The organism is Corynebacterium sp. HMSC064E07 (assembly GCF_001815745.1).
In the GTDB taxonomy this organism is placed as follows: domain Bacteria; phylum Actinomycetota; class Actinomycetes; order Mycobacteriales; family Mycobacteriaceae; genus Corynebacterium; species Corynebacterium jeikeium_D.
In genome coordinates this window covers 136832-150365 of record NZ_KV821809.1, presented here as the reverse complement: position 1 = coordinate 150365, position 13534 = coordinate 136832, and the positions used below count along the sequence as shown (strand labels likewise).

At 60.1% G+C, this 13534-nt stretch carries 9 protein-coding genes; all 9 read left to right on the top strand.

The features are described 5' to 3' along the window. Positions 1-28: 28 nt before the first annotated feature. Positions 29-844 carry a cell division protein FtsL gene (locus HMPREF3053_RS03505; RefSeq protein WP_070429546.1) on the top strand — a complete coding sequence of 272 codons (816 nt, stop codon included), beginning with the start codon at positions 29-31 and terminating at the stop codon, positions 842-844. Between the two features lie 168 nt (positions 845-1012). Further along, positions 1013-3094: a peptidoglycan D,D-transpeptidase FtsI family protein gene (locus HMPREF3053_RS03500; RefSeq protein WP_083317210.1), complete on the top strand. Its 2082-nt coding sequence runs from the start codon at positions 1013-1015 to the stop codon at positions 3092-3094. Positions 3095-3232: 138 nt separating this feature from the next. After that, positions 3233-4807, top strand: coding sequence for a UDP-N-acetylmuramoyl-L-alanyl-D-glutamate--2,6-diaminopimelate ligase (locus tag HMPREF3053_RS03495; protein ID WP_070767280.1), 1575 nt, complete (start codon positions 3233-3235; stop codon positions 4805-4807). A gap of 132 nt (positions 4808-4939) precedes the next feature. Beyond that, positions 4940-6466, top strand: a complete 1527-nt coding sequence (murF, locus tag HMPREF3053_RS03490) for a UDP-N-acetylmuramoyl-tripeptide--D-alanyl-D-alanine ligase (RefSeq protein WP_049192948.1) — start codon at positions 4940-4942, stop codon at positions 6464-6466. Continuing rightward, positions 6467-7573 (top strand): phospho-N-acetylmuramoyl-pentapeptide-transferase, encoded by a 1107-nt coding sequence (mraY, locus tag HMPREF3053_RS03485; RefSeq protein ID WP_016423002.1) that lies wholly within the window; start codon positions 6467-6469, stop codon positions 7571-7573. Continuing rightward, positions 7570-9048, top strand: a complete 1479-nt coding sequence (gene murD / locus HMPREF3053_RS03480; protein ID WP_070438846.1) for a UDP-N-acetylmuramoyl-L-alanine--D-glutamate ligase — start codon at positions 7570-7572, stop codon at positions 9046-9048. Before mraY ends, murD begins: the two co-directional genes overlap by 4 nt. After that, complete coding sequence (gene ftsW / locus HMPREF3053_RS03475; protein WP_070767279.1) at positions 9041-10849, top strand: putative lipid II flippase FtsW; 1809 nt, start codon at positions 9041-9043, stop codon at positions 10847-10849. Before murD ends, ftsW begins: the two co-directional genes overlap by 8 nt. Positions 10850-10853: 4 nt before the next feature. Further along, positions 10854-12026, top strand: coding sequence for an undecaprenyldiphospho-muramoylpentapeptide beta-N-acetylglucosaminyltransferase (gene murG / locus HMPREF3053_RS03470; protein WP_070605641.1), 1173 nt, complete (start codon positions 10854-10856; stop codon positions 12024-12026). Positions 12027-12039: 13 nt separating this feature from the next. Continuing rightward, a complete protein-coding gene (gene murC / locus HMPREF3053_RS03465; RefSeq protein WP_016422998.1) occupies positions 12040-13533 on the top strand; it encodes a UDP-N-acetylmuramate--L-alanine ligase in 1494 nt (497 codons plus the stop codon). The last annotated feature ends 1 nt before the right edge of the window (position 13534 follow it).

Genomic DNA, 13534 nt, shown 5'->3' with positions numbered 1-13534 from the left:
GATCTAAGTACTGGGAGAACTTTCGAGCATGGCAACGACAATCACGGAGCACGCCCCCACCCGGCGCACCTCCCGCGGCGCATCTGCAACCGTCGCCGGTGCCAAGACGAAGACTCGTCAGCGCGGTCGCAGCGCCCGCACGAAACAGGATCTTTATCAGCGCAGGCGGTTTGGGCGCACAGGTTCTCAGCAGGTCATCTCGGTGCGTGGGCGTCGCGTTACGACGTCCTCGAGGGATAACCACAAGTTTGCCGGTGCGGCCGTGATGATCATTCTCGTCGTTGCCGGAATCGTGGCGGCGATGTGGCTGTCGGGTATTTCGACCTCGACATCCTTGCAGCTGGATGCTGCGCAGACCAAGGAAAAGGAGCTGCGTAACCAGCTGGAGGTGCTCGAGCGGGATGTTGCTTACATGAAGTCAACCGGTGCTATCGCGCAGCGTGCTGTGGAAGAGGGCATGGTCAATCCGGAGCAGCCTGCCGTTTTGACGACTGATCCGGAAGGCAAGGTCGTGGAAGTGCGACCGGGCGATGAGAAGCAGCAGAAGATTATCGACCTCAACAGTGAGTCGCCGAATGTTCCGCATGCGCCGTCGTCGAACCCGAAGGACACCGAGAATGTTCCGGGGATGCAGGCACCGGCCATTGAGGAAGCGCACCCACGTCCGAACGGGTTGCCGGCAACCGCTCCGTATGCGCCGCAGAACCATGAGCCCGCACCAGCACCTGCGCCGGCTCCGGCACCCGCGCCTGAGGCTGAAGCGCCAGCGCCAGCCCCAGAAGCGCCAGCCGCGGCGCCGGAAGCACCGGAAGCTCCGGCACCCGAGCCAGCTCCAGCACCGTAGGAACTTAGAAAACAAACACGGCCAAACTGGCCAACTGTCCGATATTCTGGCGGTTCCACTGTTTCTGGTCGGGCGACTGTAGACTAATTAATTCAGTACTCGCGATGGCAGGGAATACCGCCTAACGTTATCGCGCGGGAGAATCGACTTAGTAGAAAGCACTAGCGCATGATTCGATCTGAAGACGACTACCCCAACCGTGGAGGGGGGTATGACTTCGGCGAACGTGCTTACCGAATTACATCCCGTGAGCGCAGAGGCCAAAGTCGCGTTCGGGATGGTCAGCGCAGCCGGGGGCTCGATGCCAATACCAACCGAAGCGTGCCCCCGCGCGAAAAAATGCGCATTAGTAATAAGGACTTCATCCGACGTCGCAACTGGCTGCAGTTTATAGGCGCTATCGCAGTTGTAGTGCTGGTCTCCCGTTTGGCTTGGGTGCAGCTCGTCGCAGGTCCTGACCTTTCTGCGGCGGCACAGAATCAGCGCACGGTGGAAGTTGTTGATGCAGCTCGGCGCGGTGCGATTCTCGACCGTAATGGAGCTCAGCTTGCCTTCACGATGGAGGCACGCAGTATTACCGTGCACCCGAACACTTTGCGCAAGTGGATTGGGGACGCACATAAGCAGCGCCCGGATGATGTCGCTGCCTACGATGAACGCCTCGAGCAGATCGCCAAGGATTTGCCGAAGCTACTCGACGTGGCCGACATCGACGCGGAGAAGTCGGGAAGCAGTCGCCGTCGTCAAGCGGAACCCGAAACCGAGGAGAACTCGGTGATGAGCGCGCCGTCCCGGGTGAGCTCGAAGGACATTCTAGAGAAGCTGCGCAATGAGGACAGCACCTACGAGGTGCTCGTGCGTAATGTCGATCCGGACAAGGCCGCCGCCATCGTGGAAAAGTATCCGGAACTGGTGGCGGAGCGTCAGGATATTCGCCAGTACCCGAATGGGGCGACGGCGGCTAACGTCATCGGCAAGATTGGCATGGATGGCGTCGGCCAGTTCGGCTTTGAAGCCTCTCGTGATGCCACTTTGCAGGGTATTAACGGTGGCAAGACCATTGATATCGCCTCCAACGGCGTGGCAATCCCGGGATCCACGCGCGATGTTCACGCGGCTGTGGACGGTACGACATACGAGCTGACCCTGGACCTAGACATGCAGTACTTTGTCCAGCAGCAGGTCAACCAGGCGAAGGCCAACTCGGGAGCGAAAGATGCGTCGGCAGTTGTGCTCGACGCGAAGACCGGCGAAGTGCTAGCAATGGCGCAGGCGGACACGGCTAACCCGAATAAGGATATGGGGGCCGAGCTCGAAGAGGGGCGCACTATCGGAAACTCCGCTGTATCGAACCCATTTGAGCCGGGCTCTGTAGCAAAGATCATTACCGCCGCGGCCGCTATCGAAGATGGCAAGACCACACCGGATGAGGTTCTGCAGGTCCCGGGCACGATTGATATGGCGGGTGTCACCGTGCGCGATGCATGGGAGCACGGCACGGAAGCTTTCACGACGACCGGTGTATTCGGCAAGTCCTCCAATGTCGGCACCCTAATGCTGGCAGAGCGTTTGGGTCAGGACCGCTTCGCTGAGATGCTGCATCTCTTCGGGCTGGGGCAGTCCACGGGTATCGAGTTGCCCAGTGAATCGTCCGGCTTTGTGCCACAGCGTCCGCAGTGGTCCGGCGGTACATTTGCGAACCTGCCCATTGGTCAGGGTATGGCCATGACACTGCTGCAGATGACAGGAGTTTTCCAGGCAATCGCCAACGATGGCGAGCGCATCCCGCCGCGTATGATTCGTTCGACAATTTCCCCGGACGGCACGAAGACGGCAACAGAGCGCCCGGAAACAGTGCGTGTGGTTAGCCCGGAGACCGCCCAAACTGTGCGCGCTATGTTTGAAGGCGTTATGCAGTCTGATCCCACGGGGCAGCAGTCGGGTACCGCGGCCGGCAATAGTATTGAGGGATACTCGCTCACAGGCAAGACAGGTACGGCGCAGAAGTTTGACCCCGACACCGGCGCGTACTCGAATTCCAAGTACCACATCACGTTTGCAGGCATCGCGCCTGCCGACGATCCCCGTTTTGTCATTGGCATTATGCTTGACGAACCCCAGCGTGGTGTCCATGGTGACGGCGGTCAGTCAGCAGCCCCACTGTTTAAGGACATCGCCGCTTGGGCGCTTAACCGCTACAACGTACCGCCGTCGCCACCCCGCGAGGGCAAGTTGTTGCTGCAGCCGTAACGAGGTCACCACCACAATGAAGTTACCGCGACAGCACTAATACACAGACTTTTATTACTTTGGTTTCTGCAAAGTGAATCTCTTGAATTTTTCCAACCTGTTGTACACCAACGACTGACTTGAAAGAGGGAACAGCCAATGACCGCCACCCTTGCGAAAATGTGTAACCTCGCGCATGGCCGACTTGACGGCATTACCGAATCCGCGGCGGCAGGAGCGGATATCGCCGCAATCGAACTCAACGCTGCCGAAGTGCCTGAAGGCGGAATGTTTGCTGCCGTCCCAGGTACTCGCACGCATGGTGCGCGCTACGCGCAGCAGTCGGCTGCTACAGCGATCCTGACTGATGAGGAAGGTCTGAAAATCCTGCGGGAAGCAGGGGAGACTCGACCAGTCCTGGTTGTCGACGATGTCCGGGCCGTCATGGGGCACGTTGCTGCAGAAATCTACGATCACCCCTCGGATTCACTGACCATCATTGGGGTTACCGGCACCTCTGGCAAGACCACCACGACCTACATGCTGGAGGGCGCGCTCCTGGCAGCTGGATGCTCGACAGGCATCATTGGTACTACCGGCACGCGCATCAATGGCCGTGCCGTTCCGTCGAGCCTGACTACCCCAGAAGCTCCGGCCCTCCAGCGCCTGTTCCACCAGATGCTCTCCGAGGGGGTGACGCACGTTGTCATGGAGGTTTCTTCTCACGCACTGTCGTTGGGGCGTGTAGACGGAGTCAGTTTCGAGGTCGGGTGTTTCCTCAACCTCTCGCAGGATCATCTGGACTTCCACAAGACCTTGGAAGAGTATTTCCAAGCCAAGGCCAAGCTCTTTGATCCCGCAGGTCCGACACATGCACCGAAGGCTGTCGTGTGCATCGACGACGACTGGGGTGTCCGCATGGCAGATATCGCTGCCGGCGACCCGGATGTCCAAGTCACCACTGTCCATACTCAGCATCGCGTAACCGACAAGACGCCAGCTGCCGAGGTCTTTGCAGAATGGCACGCCGCTGCAGCCACTGTCGCCACCAACGGTGTCCAACATGTGGAGCTAACGCGAAATAACACTGACACAGTTGAGGTGGAAGTTCCTCTGCCGGGTGCTTTCAACGTTGCCAATGCCGCAGTCGCATGGGCTGTGCTCGATGCGATTGGGCATGCCAATCACGCGGCCAAGAGCGGTCTGGCACAGGTGCGTGTGCCAGGCCGCATGGAGCGCATCGACCGCGGACAGGACTTCCTGGCTGTGGTGGACTATGCCCACAAGCCAGCCGCAGTAGCTGAGGTGTTGGCCACATTGCGCGCACAGACCGAAGGTCGCGTGCTGGTTGTCGTCGGCGCCGGTGGCGACCGCGATAGTGCCAAGCGTCCAATTATGGGAGCTGAGGCTGCATGCGGTGCCGATGTCGTCATCATCACCGATGACAACCCACGCTCCGAGGTGCCCTCTGAAATCCGTGCGGCCGTGGTCGCCGGTGCGAAGGAAGCCGTTGCCAGCGGCAAGGCCAGTTCTGACACGGTTGTTGAGGAAATCGGCGATCGCGGCCAGGCAATTCGCCGTGTCGTCGAGCTCGCCCACAGCGGTGACAGCATCGTGGTGGCTGGCAAGGGACACGAAACCGGCCAGGATATCGGTGGCGTGATTCACCCGTTCGATGACCGTGAACAGCTGGCCGAAGCACTCACACAGCGACTGGAGGGATCCGCTGATTGAGATTGCTGAAATCGCTGAGGAAGCGCACCACCTGACATGCCTACCGCGAACCATTCGCGGTAAGCGAATAAAATCAAGAAATCATCCTTTACTAGGCGCCTGGAACTCTAACCAACAAGGACTATAGACATCATGATTGCCCTGACCGCCGCGGAAATCGCTCACATCGTGGGAGGTGAACTCGTCCACGTCGATGATGACGCCACAGTGACTCAGCCCGCAGAATTCGATTCCCGAAAAATTCGCGAAGGCTCGCTCTTCCTCGCCCTGCCGGGCGCGCGTGTCGACGGCCACGACTTCATCGATCAGGCTGTGGCCGCTGGAGCGACGATGGCACTGGCGGCACGAGATGTTGGGCAACCTGCGGTCGTCGTCAAGCCCCTTGGTAAGCAGGACTCCAATGCCGACGCATTTGCACACGATCCGGATGGTTCCGGGGCGGCGGTGCTGGAAGCGCTTGGTAAGTTGGCGCGTTACGTCGTCGACGAGCTGAAGAAGGATCAGCTGCATGTTGTCGGTGTCACGGGTTCGGCGGGAAAGACGTCGACGAAGGACATGATGGCGACGCTGCTGCGTACCGACGGTCCGACGGTGGCGCCGAAGGGGTCGTTTAATAACGAAATTGGGCATCCGTACACGGTGCTGCAGTGCACTCCGGAGACGAAGTACCTGGTTGCGGAGATGAGCGCACGCGGAATTGGGCATGTGGCCCACCTGGCGCGCATCGCGCCACCGACGATCGGTGCGGTGCTCAATGTTGGCACGGCGCACCTTGGTGAGTTTGGCTCGCGCGAGGCAATCGCGCAGGCTAAGGGCGAGCTCGTGGAAGCGCTGCCGGCTGCGGAGCAGGGCGGTGTGGCCGTACTCAATGCCGACGATGACTACGTCACTGGCATGGCTCCGCGTACCCAGGCGAAGGTGGTGTTCTTCTCTGCCGATGAGAACTCCGAACGCCACGCAACCGCGGATTACCGCGCCACGAATGTGCAGCTCGATGATTTTGCTCGTGCATCTTTTGACCTGCATGTACCGGATGGGCGTACATTCCCGATCCAACTGCAGGTCTATGGTGCGCACCAAGTGGCCAATGCCCTGGCGGCGATTGCGGTGGCAGTGGAGTCCGGTATTGATGCTGAGCAGGTCACAAAGGCGATGGCCGCGCATGTGGCAGCGTCAGAGCGGCGCATGGATGTCCAGCAGCTCACTGGCAATATCGTCGTAATTAACGACTCCTATAATGCCAACCCTGATTCGATGCGTGCGGGGATTGACGCTCTGGCACGTACAGCAGCTAGCCCAACGCACCAGGACGCCTCATCGTGGGCCGTGCTGGGACAGATGGGTGAGCTTGGTGATTCCGCTGAAGATGAGCACTCGTCGCTTGGCGAGTACCTTGTGGGCCGCGGCATCGATCGACTAATTGCAGTCGGAGAGAGTTCTAATGTGCATGCCCTGGCCGACAAAGCGGAAGAGTTGGGGTTAAATACTTCTAGGGTGCCGGATACATCCACTGCCGCGGATTTGGTGGCGGCCGAGGTGCGTCCGGACGATGTGGTGTTAGTCAAGGCCTCCTATGCGGACGGTATGTGGCGGGTCGCGGACTCGCTGGCTGCCAAGGTTGGGACTACGCCCGAAGGTGAAAGCGGAGAGGAAAAGTAAGTGATTCAACTTATTCTCAGTGGTGCGATTGCATTCCTGGTGAGTGTCTTTTTAACACCAGTGCTTATTCGCAAATTCTCTGCTGAAGGTCTTGGCCAGGAGATTCGTGAAGAAGGGCCGAAGAGCCACCTGCGCAAGCGGGGAACTCCGACTATGGGCGGCATCGCCATCATCGCCGCAATCGTCGCTGGCTATTTCCTCTCACACCTCGTTACGTATATCCAGACTGGCGTGGGGCCGTCCGCCTCCGGTCTGTTGGTGATGTTCCTTGTTCTGGCGATGGGCGCATTGGGTTTTGCCGATGACTTCATCAAACTCTACAAAGGACGCAACCTGGGGCTGAACAAGACAGCGAAGCTGGTTGGGCAGCTGGCGGCAGCACTGATTTTCGGCGTGCTGCTGCTGCAGTTCCCGGATGCGTCTGGCTTGACTCCCGGTTCGACGAGCTTGTCGCTGATTCGAGATATTCCGTTCCTGAATCTGGCACCGGGGCCTGTGTGGTTCGGCATGATTGTCTTCCTGGTATTTGTCTTCATCGTCATTGCCGCATGGACGAATGCCGTCAATCTCACTGATGGCCTTGACGGCCTGGCCGCTGGCGCCACCGCGCTGCTACTGGCCACCTACACGCTGATTTCCTTCTGGCAGTTCCGTAACTCTTGCGAGGCTTCGCTGGGCAGCGGTTGCTACAACGTCCGCGATCCACTGGATATCGCCGTTATTTCCGTCGCGGGTCTGGGCGCCTGTTTGGGCTTCCTGTGGTGGAATGCAGCGCCGGCAAAGATCTTCATGGGAGATACCGGTTCGCTGGCTCTTGGCGGTTTGGTAGCGGGTCTGTCATTTGTCACCAAGACTGAGCTGCTGATGGTTATCATTGGCTTCATCTTCGTGATGGAAGTTGCTTCCGTGGCAATCCAGATCGCGGTTTTCCAAACGACTGGCAAGCGCGTATTCCGCATGGCTCCTCTCCATCACCACTTCGAAAACGGAGGTTGGGCGGAGACAACTGTTGTCGTTCGCTTCTGGCTACTCGCAGGCATTTTCAACATGATTGGCGCAGCCATCTTCTACAGTGACTGGCTCTCTCAGGTAGGCGTATTTCAATGATTAACTCACCAGACCCGACCAACCTCACCGATATCCGAAATCTCGACTTAGTCGCTACGGTGCGCTCTGGTCGAGTTCTGGTGGCAGGAGCCGGGGTTTCCGGTCGCGGTGCCATTGCGATGCTTAAGGACATCGGCTGTCCGGAAGTTGTCGTCGTGGACGACTCCGCGCTCGGCGCACTGGTTGCCGCTGACTTTTCGGTTCGGCATGTCACGACCGCAGACGCTCGCGACGAGCTTGCCGACGCGGTTGCGATCGTGACCTCCCCGGGGTGGCGTCCGACCAGTCCGCTGTTCGGCGCCGCCGCTGAGGCCGGTGTCCCGGTATTCGGTGATGTGGCGCTGGCTTTCGCCTGCGACTGTGCCCAGCTGTGGGGTCCGAAACGGACCTGGTTGGTAGTCACCGGCACTAACGGCAAGACCACAACCACCTCCATGCTGGCCGCCATGCTCGGGGAGCAGGGCGCAGCTGTGGGCAACATTGGTGTGGCTCTGTACGACGCACTGACTGCTGAGCCTCGTATCGAGGTGTTGGCCGCAGAGCTGTCCAGCTTCCAGCTGCACTGGGCTCCAAACATTCGCCCAGATGCGGGAGTACTGCTGAACCTGGCGGAAGACCACATCGACTGGCACGGTTCTTACGAAAACTACGGTCTGGACAAGACCCGTGCGCTGCGCGGTACTGTCGCAATCTACGGTGCGGATGACGCAGATGTCGTCGAGCACGTGGAAAAGATGCTGAAAAACGACGAGCTCGGCAACTCCGTCGTGGGCTTTACCGATGGTCCCCCGGAGGCACACCAGGTCGGAGTTCGCGACGGCATGATTGTCGACCGCGCTTTTGGCGGCGGCGATGCCGCAGCTGACGACTCTGGTCCGGGCATTGTCATCGCACCGGTAGCGGGAATTTCTCCTCCCGGCCGGGCAGGTGTTCTCGACGCGGTGGCCGCCACTGCGATGGCGCGCAGTATCGGTACCTCACCGGAGCAAATTGCAGCGGCATTGGAGACTTTCGAAGTTCGGGCACACCGCGGTCAGATTGTCCATAAGGCAAATGATGTCGTGTGGATTGATGACTCCAAGGCCACCAACCCCCACGCTGCCGACGCTGCACTGTCCGGTCATGAGCGTGTCGTTTGGATCGTCGGTGGTCAGCTCAAGGGCGCGGAAATCTCGCCGCTAGTGGCGAAGCATGCTCACCGCCTGCAGGCCGCCGTGGTTCTGGGCGTCGATAGGCAACTAGTCAGCGATGCGCTCTCCCGCATCGCACCTGCTGTGCCGGTCGTTGTCATTGATGACACCGACAAGGTCGATGCCATGGCAAAGGTCTGTATGGCAGCTAGTGAATATGCCAACCCTGGGGATGTGGTGCTGTTGGCACCAGCTGCCGCCAGCTTGGACATGTACTCCGGAATGGCTGAACGTGGCGACTTGTTCGCGCAATGGGCGCAGAAGGTGACGTCAACTGATGGATAACTCCCGCAAGGCTCGTAATTTAAGCGCTAGTGCCGCGACGGCACAAAAGGGGACGAAGGCTACCAGTTCACAGCGGCCCTCGTCGTCTAGCTCTAGTGCTCGAGAGCGGCCGGCGTGGGTGGAGCGTTTTAACGACTGGAAGTCGCGTCCGCTGTTCGACTACCACCTACTGATGATTATCGTCGCGCTGCTGACGTCAATCGGACTGGTGATGGTGCTGTCGGCATCCATGGCCAGCGCGGGTAATGACTCGGGCAGCGTGTGGTCGGTGTTCATCCGTCAGCTGGTCATGGTGGTGGCGGGTCTCATCTCCATGTGGATCGTGCTGCGAATGCGGGTGGAATTGATTCGCTCGCTATCGACAGCAGCGCTGATTTTGTCCTTTGTGCTGCTGGTTTTGGTGATTATCCCTGGTATCGGCATCGGCCTGGAGGAAACCGGTGCGCGTTCGTGGCTGAGTATTGGTGGTATCACCATGCAGCCGTCAGAAATCGCGAAGATCGCGCTGGCACTGTGGGGTTCGAAGCTGCTGGCTGAAAAGGTCCGCACTGCTGTGTCCTATACCGATTTGTTCGGGCTGTTCGGTGCGGTCAGCTTCGTGGTATTGGCACTGGTGATGCTGCAGCGTGACCTCGGCATGGTTGCTTCCATGGCGTTCGTCGTGGTGGCGTTGGCGTGGTTCGCTGGCCTGCCGCGCGTATTCATCACCGGGCTGCTTGCCGCTGCGGCTTTCGCCCTGGTGATTTTTACCGTCACCGCGGGTTTCCGTTCGGCGCGAATCAGGGTCTACTTGGACTCGCTGCTTGGTAACTTCAACGACGTGCAGGGCGATGCCTACCAGTCCTACCAAGGCTTTCTTTCGCTTGCCGACGGCTCTCTCACCGGTGTCGGTCTCGGTCAGTCGAGCGCGAAGTGGGGATACCTACCGGAGGCGAAGAATGACTTCATTTTCGCCATTATCGGTGAGGAGACTGGTTTCCTCGGCGCGCTGATGGTTATTTTGCTCTACGCAGCGCTCGGCTGGGTGGGACTTCGTATCGCCGGTCGTCAGAACGATCCGTTTCTCCGTCTGCTCGCGGGCACGATTACTGCTGCAACCGTGGTGCAGGCTTTCATCAACATCGGCTACGTCGTTGGTGCGTTGCCAGTGACTGGTCTGCAGCTGCCGCTGATTTCCGCCGGTGGTACATCGGCGATGGTGACGTTGTTCTCGATGGGTCTGCTGGCCACATGTGCCCGCCACGAATCGGAGGCAGTCTCTGCAATGCAGACTTCGGGACGTCCGGGGCTGGACAGGTTCCTGGGTATTCCGGAACCAATCCCGTATGACGAATCGCGTCGCCACGCGCCGAAGGTGCGTGCCCATCGCGATCCGCAACGCTTCGGTCCGCCCGTGGTGACCAGTGGAGCGCGTACTCCACGTGGCGAGGGGGCGCAAGTGCGGGAAACCTACAGTGGCCGAGCTGACCGACCCAATCGGGCCGGCCGTAGTGGAGGCAGCCGCAGTGGCCGAGGTGCCACCCCGCAGCGTGGTTCCCGAACCTCCGGCAGCTCCGGAAACTCGGGCAGCGTTCGTGGCCGCGAAGTGGATTATTCCTCTCGTAGTGACAACGGACGGACGCGGGGATTTACAGCGAGGTCGCCGCGGACTGGACGGTCACAGGGCTCCTGGTCGTCGTCAAGCTCAGGCCGGGGCAGTAGGATTCGGGGCGAAGGTCGTGGCGGACAGTCGCGTTCGCGCCAGCGCCCGGGCCGAAACAATAGGAACGGCGGTTCAGCACCGCGGAGGAGGAATCGATAACACCATGGCAGACAAGAATCTGGGCGCAGCCGCTGGGGCGAAAGGCGCTTCGGAGTCTGAGCAGTTTCTTAAGGAAGATGGCTCTGCTCCGACCATTGTGGTGGCCGGCGGTGGTACGGCTGGCCATATCGAACCCGCATTGGCTGTGGCGGATGCGATTTTGAACCTGCAGCCGGAAGCCCGCGTCATTGCACTCGGTACGAATCGGGGGTTGGAGTCAACCCTCGTACCGGCGCGAGGCTATGACCTGGAGCTGATTCCGCCAGTGCCGGTGCCGCGCAAGCCGACTGCGGATTTGTTCAAGCTGCCTCTCAACGTCGCTCGTGCGGTGCGTGAGACCCGCAAGGTTTTCAAGCGCATTGACGCTGATGCGGTCATCGGCTTTGGTGGCTACGTATCGGCACCGGCCTACATGGCGTGCCGTGCGGGGAAGAAGATTCCGTTCCTGGTTCACGAGGCCAACGCCCGTGCGGGTCTGGCCAATAAGCTCGGTGTCGCACTCGGGGGCGTCGGTTTGGCTGCCGTGACTGGCTCTGGCCTGAAGGCCGAGGTTGTTGGCAATCCCGTGCGTGCCAGTCTCGCGGCGTTGGACCGCGACGCCAAGCGTGCCGAAGCCCGCGAGTTCTTCGGTTTACCGCAGGAGGGTCCGGTGCTCTTTGTCACCGGTGGTTCGCAGGGGGCACGTTCCATCAACGAAGCTGTTACCGGTGCAGCCGCAGAGCTCGCCAACGCCGGTGTATCTGTACTGCATGCCTACGGCAAGAAGAATCACGTCGAGGTCGAGGCTATCCGCGAGGACGCCCCCTATGTCGCTGTGCCGTACATCGACCGGATGGATCTGGCGTACTCCGCCGCCGACCTGATTTTGTGCCGTTCCGGTGCGATGACGGTGGCTGAAGTCTCAGCTGTCGGCTTGCCTGCGGTGTACGTTCCGCTGCCACACGGAAATGGGGAACAGGCGCTCAACGCCACCGATGTCATCGATGCTGGTGGCGGTATTCTCATCGCCGACGAGTCGCTGACTGCGGCATCAGTTTCGGATATCGTGATTCCGCTGGTCACGTCCCCAGAAAAGCTTGCCGACGGGCGCCGCGCCCTGGCCAACATTGGACATGGTAACGCTGCGGAGAACATCGCCCGTCGGGTGCTGTCTGCGGCTGTGAACTCTAAGAAGTAAAGCGAGCATAAACATGAACGTTAATTTCGATGACTTTCAGCCGGTAACGGGAGAGCTGCCCGCAAGTGTCCACATGATTGGCATTGGCGGTGCCGGTATGTCCGGTATCGCTCGCATCCTGTTGGCGCGTGGCATTCGTGTTACCGGTTCCGATGTCAAGGAGTCCCGCGCGGTGGTGGGACTACGTGCGATGGGAGCCACCATCGCCATTGGGCATGACCGTGCGAATCTCGAGCTTGCTGGCGAGGGAGAGCTGCCGGACGCAGTGGTCATTTCCTTCGCTGCTATCCCGAAGACGAATCCGGAGCTGGCCGGTGCACATGAGCTGGACATTCCGGTGCTCAAACGCTCCGATGTGTTAGCGCTGTTGATGCAGGACTCCAAGGCTCTCCTGATCGCCGGTACTCACGGCAAAACCTCGACTACATCGATGACCGTCGCCGCTTTGCAGGCAGCTGGTTTGGATCCGTCTTTTGCCGTTGGCGGTCTGATGAGCAAGGCCGGTGTCAATGCTCACCAGGGCAGTGGCGATGTCTTTGTTGCTGAGGCCGATGAGTCGGATGCCTCGTTGTTGACCTACCAGCCGGAAGTGGCCGTAATTACCAACATCGAGCCCGATCACCTTGACTTTTTCGGTGACGACGAGACCTACTACGCCGTCTTTGACGCTTTTGCAGAGCGCATTAAGGATGGCGGTCATCTGGTCATCTGTGCTGAGGATCCGCATGCGGCCGCATTGGGCGAGCGCGCGGTGGAGCGCGGCATTAACGTGCTGGCTTATGGTGGGGAAGAAGCCTTGGCTCAACACCCGACGCTGCCGGTCGGTGCCGTTTTGCACGGCTGGACTCCGGTCGGTGGTGGTGCCCGCGTGGAGGCCACTGTTGGCTCGACATCGGTGAGGTTTGAACTTCATCAGCCCGGCCGTCACATGGCGCTCAACGCGCTGGCTGCAATGGTCGGTGGCGACTGCGTCGGGGCAGATTTGGGGCGTATGGCGCGCGGTCTCGGTGAATTCACCGGTGTCCGTCGCCGCTTTGACTACCACGGCAGTATCGGCGAGGGGCCATTTGTTGGCGCTCGTATCTACGACGACTACGCGCATCACCCGACCGAGGTCTCCGCAGTTCTCGGCGCAGCTCGGGAGTTGGTCACCGAGGCCGGTCGTGGCAAGGTCATCGCTGTGTTCCAGCCTCACTTGTACTCGCGTACTCGCAACTTTGCCGACGAGTTCGCTGCCGCCCTGTCTCTGGCGGACAAGGCCGTATTGCTCGATGTCTTCGGCGCCCGCGAGGAGCCACTGCCGGGCGTCGACGGCGCGCTCATTGCCAACAAAATGACCATCCCTGTGACGTATGAGCCGCATTTCACCAGCGTCCCGGCTCGCGTTCGCGAAATCGCCGAACCGCACGATGTCATTCTGACCATCGGCGCTGGCTCTGTGACGATGCTTGCCGACGAAATCGTGCGCGAGCTCAGCGGCGACAACGACGAACAGGTGGAGTCGTAGC

Bases quoted from the DNA above. Each gene is read 5' to 3' on its own strand.
- murF (WP_049192948.1), top strand. From the start codon at position 4,940: ATGATTGCCCTGACCGCCGCGGAAATCGCTCACATCGTGGGAGGTGAA.
- HMPREF3053_RS03495 (WP_070767280.1), top strand. From the start codon at position 3,233: ATGACCGCCACCCTTGCGAAAATGTGTAACCTCGCGCATGGCCGACTT.
- HMPREF3053_RS03500 (WP_083317210.1), top strand. From the start codon at position 1,013: ATGATTCGATCTGAAGACGACTACCCCAACCGTGGAGGGGGGTATGAC.
- murC (WP_016422998.1), top strand. From the start codon at position 12,040: ATGAACGTTAATTTCGATGACTTTCAGCCGGTAACGGGAGAGCTGCCC.
- murD (WP_070438846.1), top strand. From the start codon at position 7,570: ATGATTAACTCACCAGACCCGACCAACCTCACCGATATCCGAAATCTC.
- murG (WP_070605641.1), top strand. From the start codon at position 10,854: ATGGCAGACAAGAATCTGGGCGCAGCCGCTGGGGCGAAAGGCGCTTCG.
- ftsW (WP_070767279.1), top strand. From the start codon at position 9,041: ATGGATAACTCCCGCAAGGCTCGTAATTTAAGCGCTAGTGCCGCGACG.
- HMPREF3053_RS03505 (WP_070429546.1), top strand. From the start codon at position 29: ATGGCAACGACAATCACGGAGCACGCCCCCACCCGGCGCACCTCCCGC.